The organism is Eubacteriales bacterium mix99, assembly GCA_038396605.1.
GTDB lineage: Bacteria > Bacillota > Clostridia > Caldicoprobacterales > DTU083 > UBA4874.
Genome location: CP121690.1, coordinates 2,186,754 through 2,203,166, shown reverse-complemented (window position 1 = coordinate 2,203,166; position 16,413 = coordinate 2,186,754). Strand labels below are relative to the sequence as shown.

14 protein-coding genes and 1 other RNA gene are annotated in these 16,413 nt (G+C 48.9%); all 15 read right to left on the bottom strand.

The genetic code is table 11. The annotated features are described in order from the left end of the window. Positions 1-193: 193 nt before the first annotated feature. A complete protein-coding gene (locus tag QBE55_09705) occupies positions 194-592 on the bottom strand; it encodes a hypothetical protein (GenBank protein WZL77817.1) in 399 nt (132 codons plus the stop codon). A 79-nt stretch (positions 593-671) separates the two neighbouring features. Further along, a complete protein-coding gene (locus QBE55_09700) occupies positions 672-1,679 on the bottom strand; it encodes a 3-oxoacyl-[acyl-carrier-protein] synthase III C-terminal domain-containing protein (protein ID WZL77816.1) in 1,008 nt (335 codons plus the stop codon). Between the two features lie 318 nt (positions 1,680-1,997). Then, positions 1,998-2,885: a fructose bisphosphate aldolase gene (locus tag QBE55_09695; GenBank protein WZL77815.1), complete on the bottom strand. Its 888-nt coding sequence runs from the start codon at positions 2,883-2,885 to the stop codon at positions 1,998-2,000. A gap of 497 nt (positions 2,886-3,382) precedes the next feature. Continuing rightward, positions 3,383-3,739, bottom strand: a transfer-messenger RNA (tmRNA) gene (ssrA, locus tag QBE55_09690). Between the two features lie 4 nt (positions 3,740-3,743). Then, on the bottom strand, positions 3,744-4,211 hold the full coding sequence (smpB, locus tag QBE55_09685; GenBank protein ID WZL77814.1) for an SsrA-binding protein SmpB: 468 nt from the start codon (positions 4,209-4,211) through the stop codon (positions 3,744-3,746). Positions 4,212-4,362: 151 nt separating this feature from the next. Further along, positions 4,363-6,519 carry a ribonuclease R gene (gene rnr, locus QBE55_09680; protein WZL77813.1) on the bottom strand — a complete coding sequence of 719 codons (2,157 nt, stop codon included), beginning with the start codon at positions 6,517-6,519 and terminating at the stop codon, positions 4,363-4,365. A 402-nt stretch (positions 6,520-6,921) separates the two neighbouring features. Continuing rightward, complete coding sequence (secG, locus tag QBE55_09675) at positions 6,922-7,161, bottom strand: preprotein translocase subunit SecG (protein ID WZL77812.1); 240 nt, start codon at positions 7,159-7,161, stop codon at positions 6,922-6,924. Between the two features lie 146 nt (positions 7,162-7,307). Beyond that, a complete protein-coding gene (gene eno, locus QBE55_09670) occupies positions 7,308-8,600 on the bottom strand; it encodes a phosphopyruvate hydratase (GenBank protein WZL77811.1) in 1,293 nt (430 codons plus the stop codon). A 22-nt stretch (positions 8,601-8,622) separates the two neighbouring features. Further along, on the bottom strand, positions 8,623-10,164 hold the full coding sequence (gpmI, locus tag QBE55_09665) for a 2,3-bisphosphoglycerate-independent phosphoglycerate mutase (protein ID WZL77810.1): 1,542 nt from the start codon (positions 10,162-10,164) through the stop codon (positions 8,623-8,625). Between the two features lie 48 nt (positions 10,165-10,212). Continuing rightward, positions 10,213-10,974 carry a triose-phosphate isomerase gene (tpiA, locus tag QBE55_09660; protein ID WZL77809.1) on the bottom strand — a complete coding sequence of 254 codons (762 nt, stop codon included), beginning with the start codon at positions 10,972-10,974 and terminating at the stop codon, positions 10,213-10,215. Positions 10,975-10,988: 14 nt separating this feature from the next. Next, complete coding sequence (locus tag QBE55_09655) at positions 10,989-12,176, bottom strand: phosphoglycerate kinase (GenBank protein ID WZL77808.1); 1,188 nt, start codon at positions 12,174-12,176, stop codon at positions 10,989-10,991. A gap of 247 nt (positions 12,177-12,423) precedes the next feature. Next, positions 12,424-12,936, bottom strand: a complete 513-nt coding sequence (gene trmL / locus QBE55_09650) for a tRNA (uridine(34)/cytosine(34)/5-carboxymethylaminomethyluridine(34)-2'-O)-methyltransferase TrmL (GenBank protein WZL77807.1) — start codon at positions 12,934-12,936, stop codon at positions 12,424-12,426. 117 nt (positions 12,937-13,053) lie between these two features. After that, positions 13,054-13,872, bottom strand: a complete 819-nt coding sequence (locus QBE55_09645; GenBank protein WZL77806.1) for a carbon-nitrogen hydrolase family protein — start codon at positions 13,870-13,872, stop codon at positions 13,054-13,056. A 105-nt stretch (positions 13,873-13,977) separates the two neighbouring features. Next, the gene (locus QBE55_09640; protein ID WZL77805.1) at positions 13,978-15,180 is read right to left on the bottom strand and encodes a DNA polymerase IV; all 1,203 of its coding nucleotides are present in this window, start codon (positions 15,178-15,180) and stop codon (positions 13,978-13,980) included. Between the two features lie 186 nt (positions 15,181-15,366). Next, on the bottom strand, positions 15,367-16,323 hold the full coding sequence (locus QBE55_09635; protein ID WZL77804.1) for an L-lactate dehydrogenase: 957 nt from the start codon (positions 16,321-16,323) through the stop codon (positions 15,367-15,369). Positions 16,324-16,413: the final 90 nt, after the last annotated feature.

The following is a 16,413-nucleotide window of genomic DNA, read 5'->3' as shown; positions in this document are numbered from 1 at the left end:
CTTTTTTATATTTTTACCGTCACATATTCTATCACAAAACATTTGGAATAGCGAATCTGCAGGAACAAAAGAGCATCTTTATTTTATGTAAATATATGACAGGCACCTGTGCCTGCGATGGGATCCATCTGCAAAAACTACTTTGAAAAAAAGCCATTCCTGTATACAACAGAAATGGCTTCCCAGTCCATCCCTATTCTCTGGATTTTTGCATTGCTTCCGCGTAATCGATTACATACTCCACTCCATCCTTCCAGCCGGGAATGTGCTGACCCAGTCTTTTGAACTGCATAACAGTTATGGTATTCCCTTTGGTTATCAAATATCTTTTCCGGAAGGAAACACTCATATATCTTTGCAGCAAAGTCCCCAGCATTTCTGCAACCTTACTGCCGGATGGCTTCAAATCCGGTACGTCGATGATGAGAGCATACTCTTTCGTGGGAAAGGTCTGGACAATCCTGTCGTAGTCCTCCAGAAAGGATTTTCCGTCTTCTTCATTGAAAAATCCATCTGCCTTTAAATGCAGGACCTTGTTTACCCGATCCACATTCATCTCGTAATTTGCCTTGTTTTTTTGATATTTTGCCATTTTCCTCTCTCCTGCCTTTTGTAATTATTTGAAACAACGTAATCCGGTTCTTCCGCAAATATCAGAATACGGAAAGTTGTCAAAACCGGAACAGCAGAACGCTGACCGTTGTGCCGGATCCCATGGAACAAATTGTAACATAATCTTTTCTATGGATCTTTCCCGTCTTCAGGGCCCGGTCCAATGCCAAAACCGGGCTTGTTGTCCCGGTGTATCCATATTCCTTTCCCACGTATGTCGTCCTGTCATAACCAATACCCAGCTTGTCCAGCGTTCGCCTGGTATCCGGCACGGTAAACTGGGAAAAAATGAGATGTCCAAGATCCGAAGGCTTCAAATGATAGTCTTCCGTAAGCTCCCGAATGAGTCTTTCCCAGATATCGGAAATAAAACTGCCATCGAATGGTTCCCAATACCATTTCTTATCTTCGTCATGTTCCACTCCATCCCGAATAACTTTGGAGAACCCTGCCTTGGGCATACGTATGCAGTCACATTCGGAAGTCTGTGTGTAATGAGCGGAATCCAAGAATCCCCTCTTTTCATCTTCTTCCTCTTTTTTCAAAACAACAGCTGCGGCAGCATCCCCGAAGTTGGAATAGGAGACCACATCCTTCCTGCTGCTGACCGAGCTGAACAACATGGAGCCGACGACCAAAGCCTTGTGAAATCGTCTGTTCGTCATCAGAATCCGGCTGGCCTGGTCCAAAGCCGTTATCATGCCCAGACAGTTGGAATTGGTGTCATATGCCATTTGTATATTTGGTCCGCCAAGCATGTCCAGCAGCTTGATGGCATTGGTCGGGGAGGTAAATTCCGGTGTATCTGTGGCAAAAACAAGCAAATCCACCTCTTCCATGCCGATGCCTGCATTCTTCAAAGCTGCCAGGCATGCATGACAGCCCATTGTGACTGCGGTTTCATCCGGATCGTCTGACAGATACCGGTATTCCCTCTCCAAATGTTTTAATAAACCGGAAACGTCTTTACCCATTTTTTCAAAATGATGAATGAAATATTGGTTGCCAACCCGATGCCTCGGATGATAAATGCCCGTACCTACGATGTTGATGTTTTGATGCCTCATGTAAGTCTAAGCCCCCCATATTTCTCCTGTAACTCTCTAATACTTATATATCGTCTGTTTTCAAAAAGGGTTTAGGAGGCCATAGAATATGCTTTGTCCTGCACTCATTATTGCTGCATTATGCTGCATTATGTATTTTTTGATTTTCTTTATACTATTATCGGTAAATAGCATAATATATTGACATGCTGTATAGAGATAGACAGTATAAAGACCAGGAGGGAAGTCAGGTCACTGGCGTAACACCCTCCTGATCTGTTCCTGTTTCATTGATCAATTTATTGGTCTTCCAAATTTGTTATTCTGTCTCCTTACGGATCAGGATATGGATGCATGATAGATCTTCTCTATCGAATCAGCAAGCATCGAATGGAACTCTTCATCGGTTTGTTTGGCGGAAAGCCCCTCCGACAATGCCCTGGAGAAGCTGGCAATAAGCCCGTGGTTCCGGGCAAGCCTTTCATTTGCCATCTCCCTGCTGTAGCCCCCGGACAGTGCTACCACGCGCATAACACGGGGATGCTCAATCAGGTCCGCATAGAAATTATCCTCTGTTGGAATCGACAGCTTCAGCATAACCTTCCCGTTCTCCTTCAGGCTCCTGAGTCCGTTCAGGATACCATCCCGAAGAAGCCTCTCCGACTCTTTCTTGTCCGGACTCTTGATATCCACTTCCGGCTCCAGAATGGGGACAAGGCCGGCATCCAAAATCTGCCTGCCATATTCAAACTGCTGATCAACGATCTGTTCAATGCCCTTCGGATTTGCGCTTTTTATCACAGAACGCATCTTGGTGCCAAAAATATGATGCTTTACCGCGCGCTCCAGAAGCTTATCCAAATCAGGGATCGGCTTCATCAGCTGCACTCCGTTTTCAGGATCTGCAAGACCTTTGTCCACTTTCAAAATCGGAACAATGCCTTTTTTCTCCCAGAGATAATCCCCCGTGGGCATGCCCCCGACTTCCCTTTCCATAGTCTGCTCAAAAAGAATTGCGCCAAGAATATGCCCGGAAGTAAATGCCGGACTCGTTATGATTCTTGTCCTCATCTTGTGTACGAGTTCAAACATCTCCTTCTCTCCGGAGTACGAACCTTTCGGGATCCCATATGCTGCCAGTGCTTTGGGTGTGCTGCCCCCGCTCTGGTCGAGCGCCGCAATAAATCCCTTTCCCTTGCTCATTCTTTCTGCTTGTTCCAGATTCATGCTTTTGCACCTCGCTTATTATTATTTGGATATCCCAGCCAACAAACCCCTTACGTCAGGCAATAAGCCTGTAAACCCACTTCATATATCCATAATAAGTATATCACTTCTATTGGGGTGATACAATCATGTCATAAGTGCAGCCTTCTCTGAATTTCTGCCCATAACATTTTCCTTTCAAACAACAGTAGGGCTGAAAGGAAAATAACAGAGGTTTCCACACTGTCTACCGGTTCAATCAGTTCACAGACAAAGCGAAAAACCTTTGTACCCCATTTCGAGCTGGTAGGGGGAAATATTTTTGCGGCGTTGTCCAGTCGGCTCCATTGCTTGCAAAGATTCCTGTAGCCTGTGCGGGCAGGATGGTATATTTTTCGCCCGGAACTGCGCCAATGCCAAAGCCTACTTCACATCCTGTCTGCATCCGTTGATAAAATAATAAAAACCCCTGCCCATATTGATATCAATGTAATAATCAATATGGGCAGGGGTTATGATGGTGGAGGCGAGGGGAGTTGAACCCCTGTCCGAAGATATATCGGCGAAAGCATCTCCGAGCGCAGTCAGCATTTTGACATTCCCTCCACCCGGCTCCCACTGACAGGATCCGGGCTTCAGTAGCTTCATCAATCCCACCTGCTGCAAAGCTTAAGCAGGCTGGTTCCCCGCCTTATCGTCGCCCGGCACCTATAGCGCGGGAACTACAGGGCGAACGTCACAGCGTTTAAGCTGCGAGTGCTAAATTATTATCGTTATTAGCGTTTGTGTTTAAGCTTCAGGTTGTTGACGCGGCCCCGAAATCCGCGGCTCGCTTCTCGCGCTTCTACTATCCCCGTCGAATCCAGTACGCCCCCATATTTAAAGCTTCTGGTGCTCCCGGAAGGCCCGCTCCATGTCACGCTTCGCATCACGTTTTGCCATATCCCTGCGCTTATCATAGAGCTTTTTCCCTTTGGAAACTGCCAGCTGCATCTTGACCAGGCCATGGGACAGATAAATCTGCAGCGGAATCAGGGAATAGCCTCTCTGCTGAATATAGCCGATAAGCTTGTTGATTTCCCGCCGGTTCAGCAGTAGCTTCCGGTCCCGCAGCGGATCCCGGTTAAAAATGTTACCCTGCTCATAGGGACTGATATGCATATTGTGCACATAAACTTCCCCTTGCTTCACATCGGCATAGCTGTCCTTCAGATTCACCCTGCCAAGACGGATGGATTTCACCTCTGTGCCGATCAATACCATGCCGGCTTCGTAGGTTTCCTCGATAAAATAGTCATGGCGAGCCTTTTTATTCTGTGCAATTATCTTGATTCCATCCCCTGCCATGATCAATCCACCTTCATCGGAACCAACATTATAAAATCAGCAATATTCTGCCGCTAACATTGGATACTATAACATAATTCCGGATATCTGTCAACGAACGAAAAAGCCAGGCCAAGCCATCAACATGCCTCTGTATGCGCTTTCCGGTGCTCTATGCCGGAACAAAATCCACATTCCTGGCGGCAAGATCCACATGGGACACCCGGATACGAATGGTGTCCCCCAAATAATAGGTCTTCCTCCGGTGTTCACCAATCAGGCAATAATGTTTTTCATCATAGACATAGTAATCATCGTCCAGATCAACCATCCGGATCAGGCCTTCCACAGTATTGTCCAGCGCCACGTAGATGCCATAGTTCGTTACGCCGGAAATAATGCCGTCATATTCCTCCCCGATCTTGTCCGCCATGAATTCAGCCTTTTTCAGATCTTCCGTGGCCCACTCTGCTTCGTCGGCCACTTTCTCCCGTTCGGAACAGTGATCTGCTGCTTCCGGAAGACTGCCGGCCAGCATTCCCCTGTGCTTTTTATCCATCCGTTTATGAATAAAATCCTTGATAATCCGATGAACGACTAAATCCGGGTATCGGCGGATGGGGGAGGTATAATGGCAATAATATTTGGCAGCCAGCCCAAAATGCCCTGCATTTTCGCTGCTGTATCTCGCCTTCTGCAGGGAACGAAGCATAACGGCGCTGATGATGCCTTCTTCCCTGGTTCCATGAACTTTTTCCAGCAAATTCTGAAGGCTCTTGGGATGGATCTTTTCTCCGCTCCCCTTCAGATGATATCCGAAGTTATGGATCAGTTCATTGAATTCCTCCAGCTTCTCCGCCGTGGGATCTTCATGAATCCGGTACAGAAAAGGGACTTCATTCCCCGTCATATACTCCGCCACGGTTTCATTGCAGACCAGCATGAACTCTTCAATGATCCGGTTGGATATGCTGCGTTCATAGGGCCGGACATCAACGGGTTTTCCTTTCTTATTCAATATGATTTTTGCTTCATCCAGGTCAAAATCAATGCTGCCCCTGCGCATTCGTTTCTTCCGAAGGATCCTGCTCAGGATTTCCATATTGCGGAAGTCGTTGACCAGGGGACGATATCGTTCCATCAATTCCGGATCATTTTCTTCCAGTATTTTGGTTACATCCTCGTAGACCATTCGTTCCGAGGAACGGATCACGCTTTCTTCAATCCGATGGTCCACCACTTTTCCCCTATGATCGATTTCCATGAGCACTGACAGGGCAAGCCGGTCTTCCTTTGGATTCAGGCTGCAGATGCCATTGGACAGTTCCCTTGGCAGCATGGGGATCACCCGATCCACCAGATAGACGCTGGTCCCCCTGGCATAGGCTTCCCGATCCAGCTCACTGTTTTTCCTCACATAATAACTCACATCGGCAATATGCACTCCCAGCAGGAAATTGCCATTGTCCAGCGGTTCAACCGATACAGCATCATCCAGATCCTTTGCATCGGGACCGTCTATGGTCACCATCCGCATATTCCGCAAATCCTTCCTTCTCCGGATCTCTTCTTCCGGTACAGTCTGTGGAATCTGCTGCGCCTCCCGGATCACCTTGTCAGGAAAATCCTCTGGCAGCTCGTATTGTCGGATGATGGACAGGATATCCGTCCCCACGTCGTCCTTATGCCCCAACACCTCCTTAATGCGCCCTGCCGCATTTCGGCGCTTGTCCGGCCACTTCAGGATCTCGGCAACCACTTTGTAATTGTCCCTGGCGCCATTGATGTCATCCTTCGCAATAAAAATATCCTGACCAATTCTCTTGTCGTCCGGTACAACAAATCCAAAACGCCGATCTTTTTCAAATGTCCCGACGACCGTCTGATTGGCATGCTCCAGAACCCGGACCACCTCTCCTTCCCTGGATTTTCCGTCGTTTTTCAGCAGTCGGACCATAATCCGGTCGTGATGCATTGCCCCGTGAAGATTCTCAGCCGAAAGATATATGTCTTCCTCCCCGGCACTGTCCGGGATCAGAAATCCAAAGCCCTTGGCATTTCCCTGCAGCCGACCCGTCAGATAGCCAAGCAGCTCCGGCAGGGCATACTTCTTCTTTTTGGTTTGGATGAGCAAGCCTCTTTGCGCCATATCATCCAGCCGATCCAGGAAGACGCCTTCCTCAGACTCCGGAACTTTCAATTCCTTCATCATCTGATCCGGATAAAGGGGGATCCCTTCTCCGGAAGACAACAGACTCATAATTCTTTCTTCCTTATCCCCGTCCTCCTTTCTTTCCATTTTTCTTTCTTCCTTTTCCTTTAAAATCATTCCATTCCTCCAAATTCAAATTAATCGGAATCACTTCTTGTCAAAGCTCCTCCTCTTCCATACTTTCTCTATTATTTAATTATTTACCCAATAAACTCATTGGGGAGTCCTTCAAAAACTGTTCGAAAAAACATACCATCCGGACAGGCAGCTTCCATGAATGATACATCAATCCATTCTGCTTAAAAGCTATTCTGTTTATAGGATAACCACCCAGGGCAATATTAAGCAAAAATGTATCCAATGAGAACGATCGGAGAGTAATACATCAACAAATGATAGTACATAACAGTGAAAGCAAAGACGATGAACAAAAACGCGGTAAACTCAGAATAAAAAGTACAGTGCAACGCAAAACCAAAATACGGCAAAAGGACTTTTCCCCCTGCCGCATATCCATACTTATTGAAGGATTGACAAAACAATCGCAAGCACAATAAATCCAATCGCCGAAACTTTCGTCAACAGACGAAGCTTTCCTTCATAGCTCCTGGCTTTGTGCTTTCCGAAGAAAGTCTCTGCTCCACCTGAGATCGTCCCGGATATTCCCGGGGTCTTGCTCTCCTGCAAAAGAACCACTACTATTAAAAACAACTCCATAATAGCCAATACAACCGTCAATGTAATTCTCAGCGCACCCATCCATATCCCTCCCTATGTAGTCAGCAGTAATATTTTAGCATAGGAACATCAGAAAAGCAAGAATAACATTCAAAAAGGGGGCATTTTGCCCCCCCTTTTGCTTCCAATCGTTTCCGTTCCACTCTTTTTCGGGCTTTCCGAAAATTTTATTTGTTTTTCAGGTTATACCATGCATCCAGTCCGAGGTACTGTGCGTCATCGCCCAGCTCCTCTTCAATGCGAAGCAGCTGATTGTACTTGGCAACCCGGTCTGTCCGGGAAGGTGCGCCGGTTTTGATCTGTCCGGCATTCACACCCACAACCAGATCAGCAATGGTGGTATCTTCCGTTTCACCGGAACGATGGGATACCACTGCAGTATAACCGGCACGATTGGCCATCTGAATGGCATCCAGTGTCTCGGTCAGGGTTCCGATCTGATTGACCTTGATCAGGATGGAATTGGCGGTCCCGTTCTCAATCCCCTTTGCAAGTCTTTCCGTGTTGGTGACAAACAAATCGTCGCCGACCAGTTGAATCTTTCTGCCCAGTTTTTCAGTGAGCAGCTTCCAGCCGCCCCAGTCTTCTTCCGCCAGGCCGTCTTCCAGGGAAATGATGGGATATTTGTCCACCAGCTTTTCATAATATTCCACCATCTCTTCTGCTGTCCGTATCACGCCTTCTCCCGGGAAGTGGTATTTGCCGTCCTCCTGATAAAGCTCACTGGCTGCCGTATCAATGGCAATGCGGATATCGTCACCTGGTTTGTAGCCTGCCTTCTCCACTGCCTTGAGAATGACCTCAATGGCTTCCTCATTGGTCTTCAGGTTGGGGGCAAACCCGCCTTCGTCTCCTACGGACGTGCTGTAGCCGGCGTCCTTCAGAACGGATTTCAGGTTGTGAAAGGTCTCAGCGCACATCCTCAGTGCTTCATGGAAGCTCTTTGCTCCCACCGGCATCACCATAAATTCCTGAATATCCACGGTGTTGTCTGCATGCTTCCCGCCGTTCAGGATATTCATCATGGGTACCGGCAACACCTTGGCATTTACGCCGCCGAGATACTGATACAGGGGAAGGCCCAGCTGCTCTGCTGCAGCTTTTGCAACGGCCAGGGAAACGCCCAGTATGGCATTCGCACCGAGTTTTGCCTTGTTCGGTGTGCCATCCAGCTCAATCAACGCCTTATCAATTCCCACCTGGTCCAGTGCATTCATGCCGATAATTTCTTCAGCAATGACATTGTTTACATTGTCAACAGCTTTTTCCACGCCCTTGCCAAGGTACCTTCCCTTGTCCCCGTCACGAAGCTCCACAGCTTCAAAAGCACCTGTGGAAGCACCGGATGGTACGGCTGCCCGTCCTGCGGCACCGCCTTCCAGATAAATTTCCACCTCCACGGTTGGGTTTCCCCTGGAATCCAGTATCTCCCTGGCCAGTACATCTTCAATATTCATCATAATAAGCTTTTTTCTCCTTTCGTTATCTGATCAGACTTTCGCCTGTCATTTCAACCGGTTTGTCAAGATTCATCAACTGAAGCATCGTAGGTGCAATATCCGCCAGACATCCGTTTTCCCGCAGCATGATATCTTTCCTCCGCTCATCCACGAGAATAAAGGGTACCGGATTGGAGGTATGCGCAGTATGGGGCGCTCCGGTGGCGGGATCAATCATCTGCTCCGCATTGCCGTGATCCGCGGTGATAAGAGCTGCACCGCCGGTTTTCTGAACCGCTGCAACCACCTTTGCCACACAGGCGTCCACCGTTTCCACCGCTTCCACGGCTGCTTTCAGGTCCCCCGTATGGCCGACCATATCGCAATTGGCAAAATTCAGGATCATCACATCATACTTTCCGGAGGCAATCCTCTTTACCGCTTCTTCGGTTACTTCCGGTGCGCTCATGTACGGTTGCAGATCATAGGTGGCAACCTTGGGGGATGGAACCAGGGCCCGGTCTTCTCCGGGATTGGGAGCCTCCACCCCTCCGTTGAAGAAAAATGTAACATGGGCATATTTTTCCGTTTCCGCAATCCGCAGCTGTGTCCTGCCTTTTTCACTGATATACTGCCCGAATGTATGGATCAGTGTCTGCGGATGATAGGCAACCGTCAGATTCTCAAACGTCTCGTCGTATTGGGTCATGGAGACAAAATGAACCGGAAAATAACCATTTTTCCTTTCAAATTCATGAAATTCCGGCTCGATGAAGCTTCTGGTCAGCTCTCTTGCCCGATCCGGCCGAAAATTGAAAAACAGTACGGCATCGTCTCTGTCAATGGTTGCCACTGGCTTTCCATCTTCCGTTATCACGGTGGGTCGGACAAATTCATCCGTCTCTCCGGCCTGATAGGACTGTTCCATTGCCTGCACGGAACTTTCCGCCTGCTCCCCTTCTCCAAGTACCAGGGCATTGTAAGCCTTCTGCACCCGATCCCAGCGTTTGTCCCGGTCCATTGCATAATACCTTCCGGATACAGTTGCCACCTTCCCGAACTCCATTTCCTTCAGCCTGGAATTCAATCCTTCCATAATAGCCTTCCCGCTGGACGGAGGAACATCCCTGCCGTCCATAAATGCATGGATGTATACCTGCGGCAGCCCCTGACGCTTTGCCAGCTCTACCAGGGCATACAGGTGTTCGATGTGACTATGGACACCGCCCTCCGAAACAAGTCCCATGAGATGAAGTTTGCCATGATGCTTCCTTACATGATCCATGGCGTCCAGAAAGGCCTTGTTTTCAAAAAAATCCCCATTGTGAATTGCCTTTGTAATCCGGGTAAATTCCTGGTAAACAATCCGTCCGGCACCGATATTCAGATGACCAACTTCGGAATTTCCCATCTGTCCTTCCGGGAGACCTACCTCCAACCCGCTTGCATGAATCGGCACATGGGGAAAGCTGCCCCACAGCCTGTCCAGATGCGGTGTCTTTGCCATATGTACCGCATTGGCTTTTTTGTTTTCACTGAGTCCGAAACCATCCATGATGATCAGGGCTGTCATTTGCTTTGCCATATCGTCCTCCTCGATTCCTTTTCTCTCAGGAAGCCCGCACCCCCGACTTTATTCCGCATGTTTCCGGTAATGGACAACTTCGGAAAAGTCCTTTGCTTTCAGACTGGCACCGCCGATCAGGCCTCCGTCAATTTCCGGCATGGCCATCAGCTCAGTGGCATTTGCGGGCTTCATGCTTCCGCCGTATTGAATCCGTATGGCATCCGCTGCTTCCTTTCCATAAAGCCCGGCCACAGTATTCCGGATATATCCGATCACTTCATTGGCATCCTTGCTGGTAGCCGTCTTTCCGGTTCCGATCGCCCAGATGGGTTCGTAAGCCAGGACACATTTCTTCACGTCCCTCACCGAAAGATCCTTCAGCGCAGCTTTCACCTGTCCTTCCACCCAGGAGCGGGTAACACCCTTCTCCCGTTGCGACAATGTCTCGCCGACGCAGATAATCGGGATCAGATGATGGGCAAAGGCAGAATGAACCTTCCTGTTGACGGTCTCATCGGTCTCGGCAAAATACTGCCTTCTCTCCGAATGCCCGATGATAACATATTCAACGCCCAACGCATTCAGCATGGTCGGGGAGACCTCTCCTGTAAAGGCGCCGGACTCTTCCCAGTGCATGTTCTGCGCACCGACCCGTATATTGGTCCCCGCTGCTGCTTTCTTCAAAGCTGCAATGTCAGGAAACGGCGCACAGATCACCACTTCTGCCTCTGCGTCCTTTACCAGCGAAACCAGCTCCTTTATCATGGCGGCAGCTTCGTCCGGCGTCTTGTTCATTTTCCAGTTTCCTGCGATAATCGGTCTTCTCATAACCGCACTCTCCTTTATTTATCGTTCAGTGCCGCAACACCGGGCAGCTCCTTGCCTTCCAGGAACTCCAGGGATGCACCGCCTCCGGTGGAAATATGGGTCATCTTGTCGCCATAGCCCAGTTTCTTTACGGCTGCAGCGGAATCGCCTCCGCCGATAATTGTCGTCCCGTCACATCGGCTCATGGCATCGGCAATCGCTTCGGTTCCCTTTGCAAAAGCCGGCATTTCAAATACCCCCATGGGACCGTTCCAAACCACCAGTTTTGCTTTTTCAATTTCCCTTCCGAACTCTTTCCCGGATGCAGGGCCGATATCCAGTCCCTGCCAGCCTGCCGGAATGGCATCGCTTGAGACGACCCGATTTTTCGCATCATTGCTGAATTCCTCTGCGATCACCGTATCGGAAGGGAGCAGCAATTTCACATTTTTGTCCTTTGCTTCCTGCATCAGTTCTTCTGCCAATGCAACCTTGTCTTCCTCCAGAAGGGATTTCCCTATTTCATAACCCATTGCCCTGAAAAAGGTGTAAGCCATCCCTCCTCCGATGATCAGGGTATCCACCTTATTGATCAGGTTGCGGATCACGCCGATCTTGTCGGAAACCTTGGCGCCGCCCAGAATTGCCACGAACGGGTGCTCCGGATTGTCCAGAGCCGCACCCAGAATATCCAGTTCCTTTTTCATAAGATACCCGGCAGCAGCAGGCAGATAATGAGCTACGCCCTCCGTGGAAGCATGCGCGCGGTGAGCTGTGCCAAACGCGTCATTTATGTAAACCTCCCCAAACCCTGCCAGCTCCTTGGCAAATCCGGGATCGTTCTTCTTTTCCTCTTTGTGGAAGCGAAGATTCTCAAGCAGTACCACTTCGCCTTCCTGTATATTTCCTGTCAGCGATTTTGCACTGTCCCCGATGACATCCTCCGCCGCATGAACTTCCATGCCCAACAGCTCACTCAGCCGCTTCGCCACGGGGGCCATGCTGAAATCCGGTTCAAAGCCGGTTCCCTTCGGCCTTCCCAGATGGGACATCAGAATCACCTTCGCATTATGATCAAGTAAATACCGGATAGTGGGAAGCGCAGCGCGGATTCTGGTATCATCGGTGATATTGTGCTCTTTATCCAGTGGAACATTGAAATCCACACGTACCAGAACTTTCTTACCGCTTACCGGAACATCTTCCAGTGTTTTTTTGTTCATAGGATCACTCCTTCTAATTAATCTGCATGACACCTCTTGTTAACCCCTTGTCAATGTTATTTTACTATACCGCAAATGAAAATTCAATAGTGCCGCACAGGTTGGCAGAGCAATCGCATCCTCTATATTCCTTTATATGATAATTCAAGTGCTTTCTTTAAATAATTATTATCCCATCCGCATCTTAACCGTTTGGTAATATACCCTAAAATTATGAAATGTCAATGAAACATTGGAAATAGCTGCATTATACCGGCTCATGCCATATGCTGCTTTTCCCGGTCAGGGCGCCTTCCCGCTTCAATCCGGTAAAATCAAGCTGTCTCATGGCTTCATACAAAACAATTGCCACCGAATTGGACAGATTCAGGGACCGTGCGCCGGGGATCATGGGAATCCGAATGGCCTTATCATAGTTGGCAGCCAGCAGGTTTTCCGGCAGGCCCGCCGTTTCCTTGCCGAAAAACAGAAAGCTGTTTTCCGTATAGGAAACCTCCGTATAGGAACGTTCACCTTTGGTGGTGCAAAAATAGAAATCTCCTGTAGGATAATCCCTGAAAAAATCGTCCAGTGACTCATGCTGTCGGATGTCCAGAAAGTGCCAGTAATCCAGACCGACACGTTTCAAATAGCGATCCTCCAGAGAAAAGCCAAGAGGCTTTACCAGATGAAGGACCGCTCCCGTTACTGCACATGTTCTGGCAATATTGCCGGTATTCTGTGGAATCTCCGGTTCCACCAATACAATGTTCAATGACATGAAAAATTCCCGCTTTCTGTAATTCACCGTTTCCGGTTCTTTTGTTTCAACAATCAACGCAATCCATGTTGACATGCTTTTCCGGCACAGCGGCAGGATCACGGCTGAGCAGTCTGTTCAGCAGTTTCGCACAATATATAAATATTCGTCCGGCCGTCGAAGAGTCAGATAGGGGTTTTCCTTATGCCGGCGCCGGGCCGCAGCCAGATCAATATCTGCCACCACCAGTTCAGATTCCGCGGATCCTTCCACAAGAATGTCCCCATCCGGATCGGCTAGCATGCTCTTTCCAATAAAACGGGTCCCGTTCTCCTCTCCCACACGGCTGCACATGCCGGCATACAGACAATTCTGATAGGCAATGGTCCGCAGCTCCGCCCGATACATATCCGGATCCTGTCCTTCCGCGATAAAGCCGGGAATCAGGATAATATCAGCTCCCCGCAATGTCAGGGCACGCGTCGCTTCCGGAAAATGCCGGTCAAAGGAAACCAGAACTCCCACTTTTCCGAATTTCGTATTGTATACCTGAAAATCCCCGCAGCTTGGTGTAAAGTAGCTCTGTGCACAATATCCCATGATCTGGGGAATATGTACCATACGGGATACCCCCAATAGCTTGCCGGAACTGTCTATGACGGGAGAGGAGCTGTAATATTCATAGTTGAACTGTTCCATATAGTTCAGGACGACTGCCATTTTTTGCTCTCTGGCAGCTTTCTGAAATCGCTCCACTGTCGGACCGGGGATCCCTTCCGCATACTGAAACGGATAATGATGATCCGCACGGGACAGGAAAAAGTCCGTTAAATGCATCTCCGGGAAGCAAAGAAGATTCACTCCCAGTTTTCCGGCTAAGGTCATGAAGTCCAGACATTCCTCCAGGTTTTCCGAAAACCGTTCCCTGCTTTTTGTCTGCGCAAATCCTATTTTCATGTCTCACACGCCCCTTTTTACAATCTTATGAAAACAGGCGAAAAAACATGTTGGGAGACAAGTCGGAAAAGCCCTATTTTTCAATATAAAAGAAGCCAAAGGAATTCATGTATCCGGTTCGTCCTCCCTGTCATCAAATAATATGGCGGGGCGAATGGCAAAAACGCCATGTTTCTCCCGAATGCGGTCCACTGTCCTCTCCAGCTTTTCCTGCTTTGTATTCTGTTCCCCTCCGGGTGTATCAAACAGCGAGATCTGATCTGCCGCAGAGTCCGCATCAAATCCGCTAATGCTGATGCCCAGCAGGCGCACCGGTTTGTTCCGGTTCCAGTTCTGCCGCAAAAGCTCCGTACCGGCTGTATAGATCTCCTTCGTAAGGTAAGTGGCACGGATTCCTTTCTGCCGGGTTATGGTATGAAAATCGGAATACTTTATGGTAATCTGCACGGTGCGGCCTTTCTTTTTATGCTTTCTGGCAGAGGTGCCGATGGAATCCGCCAGACGGTAGAGAATTTTCTCGGCTTCTGCGATATCACGGATATCCGAGCTCAGGGTGGTGGATCTTCCGATGGATTTCATTTCATGCTCGGCATGGGGAGTCACCTTCGACGGATCGATTCCGTTGGCCAGCCGGTACAGCTCCGTTCCTCCCTTGCCAAATTTCTCCCTCAGAAGCTCCTCCGGGAAGCGTGCAAGCTGTCCGATGGTTTCAATCCCCAGTCCATTCAGCTTTTCCGCCGTTTGCGTTCCCACCCCGTACATAGCTCCCACCGGCAAAGGCCACAGCTTTTCAGGGACATCTTCCTTCCACAGCTCCGTAATACCCATGGGCTTTTTCATATCGGAAGCCATCTTGGACAGGAATTTATTTTCCGAAATCCCAATGGAACACATCAGACCCGGCTTTCTCCGGATTTCCGCCATGATCCGGCGGGAAGACTCCAGTGGGGGACCGAATAACGCTTCACAGCCCGTCATATCCAGCCATGCCTCGTCAATGCTGTTCTGCTCAATCACCGGGGAATAACGGGACAACAGTTCCATAACCTCCCGGGATTTCCTTTCATAAAAGGCATGATCCGGGGGAACCAGGAGGATATCCGGACATAGCTTTCTCGCCCGATGCAGAAGCATGGTTGTTTTCACTCCATATTTCCGGGCTTCATAATTGGCTGCCAGGATAATCCCGCTTCGGTTTTTCGGATCTCCGGCCACAGCGGCGGGCCGTCCCGCCAGCTCCGGATTCTTTGTCGTCTCGCAGCTGATAAAAAACGCATTCATATCCACCAAAAAAACTGTTCTCTTCATGGTATCTCCCCACTATTATCTTATACCAAAACGACAGTTTTTAAAAGCCGGTAATGTTGTATTGCCATATAGAAGAGAACAGCAGAAATAGAGAGAGTTATTAAGCAAAGTTGAACTATGTGGCGATGATATTGCCGGGGTAAATAATGCAAGTAACCAATTGCCCTGATTCCTCCACAGGAAGTTTTAGATTTCGATCTGTTTCAGAAACTCTTTCAAAACTCCGGCGGAATGGCGGAATCCTTCGATCTCCTCCTCGCCGAGAGGCAGCTCCAATATGCGGGACAATCCCTTCTCATTGACCACGGATGGCAAGCTGAGGCACACATCCTCCACCCCATACTGCCCCTTCATCAGAGATGAGACAGACAGAATGGAATTCTCATTCCGGAGGATGGCTTCCACAATCCGGCGTACCGCAAGGGCCACAGCGTAATAGGTGGAGCCCTTCCCTTCAATGATGCGGTAAGCGGAGTTCTTTACCTCCTCAAATATCGCTTCCCTTTCCTTCTCCGCACAGTTTCTGCCACACTGCTTACAAAATTGTTCAATGGGCAGACCGGCAATGTTGGTGATGCTCCACGCCGGAACCTCCGTATCCCCATGCTCGCCTATAATATAGGCATGAACATTCTGAGGTGCCAAATGGCAATGCTCACTGAGAAGAAATCTGAGCCGGGCACTGTCCAGCACTGTGCCGGAACCAATCACCTGATGATCCGGCAGGCCGGACAGTTTCAGAGTGGCATAGGTCAGAATATCCACCGGATTGGTGACGACCAATATGATACAGTCCCGGTTTTGCTCCACAATTCCGGGAACGATCTGCCGGAACACATCGATATTGCGCTTCAGCAGATCCATCCGGGTTTCGCCCGGTCTCTGACTTGCTCCGGCCGTGATAATTACGATATTGGAGTCCGCGCAGTCCTCATATGTCCCTTTCCGGATGCGGACCCGGGGTACAAAGGAAATCCCATGATTTAAATCCAGCACTTCCCCTGCCAGCCTTTTCTCGTTGACATCGATCAATGCAATTTCCGAAACCACTCCGCCCGTCATCAGTGCAAAAGCTGTCGTGGCTCCAACATAACCTGCTCCGATAATGGAGACCTTATCCGAATTTATTTCCTTGCCTGCCATAAAACAGATCCTCCTTTCATGAAATCCATCTATAAGATATATAAAGCAGTTCCGGCATAGCGTAACCCAAAAAAGGAAAAAAAATAACAG

What these genes read in the sequence shown, in the direction of transcription:
- QBE55_09705 (WZL77817.1), bottom strand. Translation starts at nt 592, where the DNA reads ATGGCAAAATATCAAAAAAACAAGGCAAATTACGAGATGAATGTGGAT.
- QBE55_09700 (WZL77816.1), bottom strand. Translation starts at nt 1,679, where the DNA reads ATGAGGCATCAAAACATCAACATCGTAGGTACGGGCATTTATCATCCG.
- QBE55_09695 (WZL77815.1), bottom strand. Translation starts at nt 2,885, where the DNA reads ATGAATCTGGAACAAGCAGAAAGAATGAGCAAGGGAAAGGGATTTATT.
- smpB (WZL77814.1), bottom strand. Translation starts at nt 4,211, where the DNA reads ATGGCAGGGGATGGAATCAAGATAATTGCACAGAATAAAAAGGCTCGC.
- rnr (WZL77813.1), bottom strand. Translation starts at nt 6,519, where the DNA reads ATGATTTTAAAGGAAAAGGAAGAAAGAAAAATGGAAAGAAAGGAGGAC.
- secG (WZL77812.1), bottom strand. Translation starts at nt 7,161, where the DNA reads ATGGGTGCGCTGAGAATTACATTGACGGTTGTATTGGCTATTATGGAG.
- eno (WZL77811.1), bottom strand. Translation starts at nt 8,600, where the DNA reads ATGATGAATATTGAAGATGTACTGGCCAGGGAGATACTGGATTCCAGG.
- gpmI (WZL77810.1), bottom strand. Translation starts at nt 10,164, where the DNA reads ATGGCAAAGCAAATGACAGCCCTGATCATCATGGATGGTTTCGGACTC.
- tpiA (WZL77809.1), bottom strand. Translation starts at nt 10,974, where the DNA reads ATGAGAAGACCGATTATCGCAGGAAACTGGAAAATGAACAAGACGCCG.
- QBE55_09655 (WZL77808.1), bottom strand. Translation starts at nt 12,176, where the DNA reads ATGAACAAAAAAACACTGGAAGATGTTCCGGTAAGCGGTAAGAAAGTT.
- trmL (WZL77807.1), bottom strand. Translation starts at nt 12,936, where the DNA reads ATGTCATTGAACATTGTATTGGTGGAACCGGAGATTCCACAGAATACC.
- QBE55_09645 (WZL77806.1), bottom strand. Translation starts at nt 13,872, where the DNA reads ATGAAAATAGGATTTGCGCAGACAAAAAGCAGGGAACGGTTTTCGGAA.
- QBE55_09640 (WZL77805.1), bottom strand. Translation starts at nt 15,180, where the DNA reads ATGAAGAGAACAGTTTTTTTGGTGGATATGAATGCGTTTTTTATCAGC.
- QBE55_09635 (WZL77804.1), bottom strand. Translation starts at nt 16,323, where the DNA reads ATGGCAGGCAAGGAAATAAATTCGGATAAGGTCTCCATTATCGGAGCA.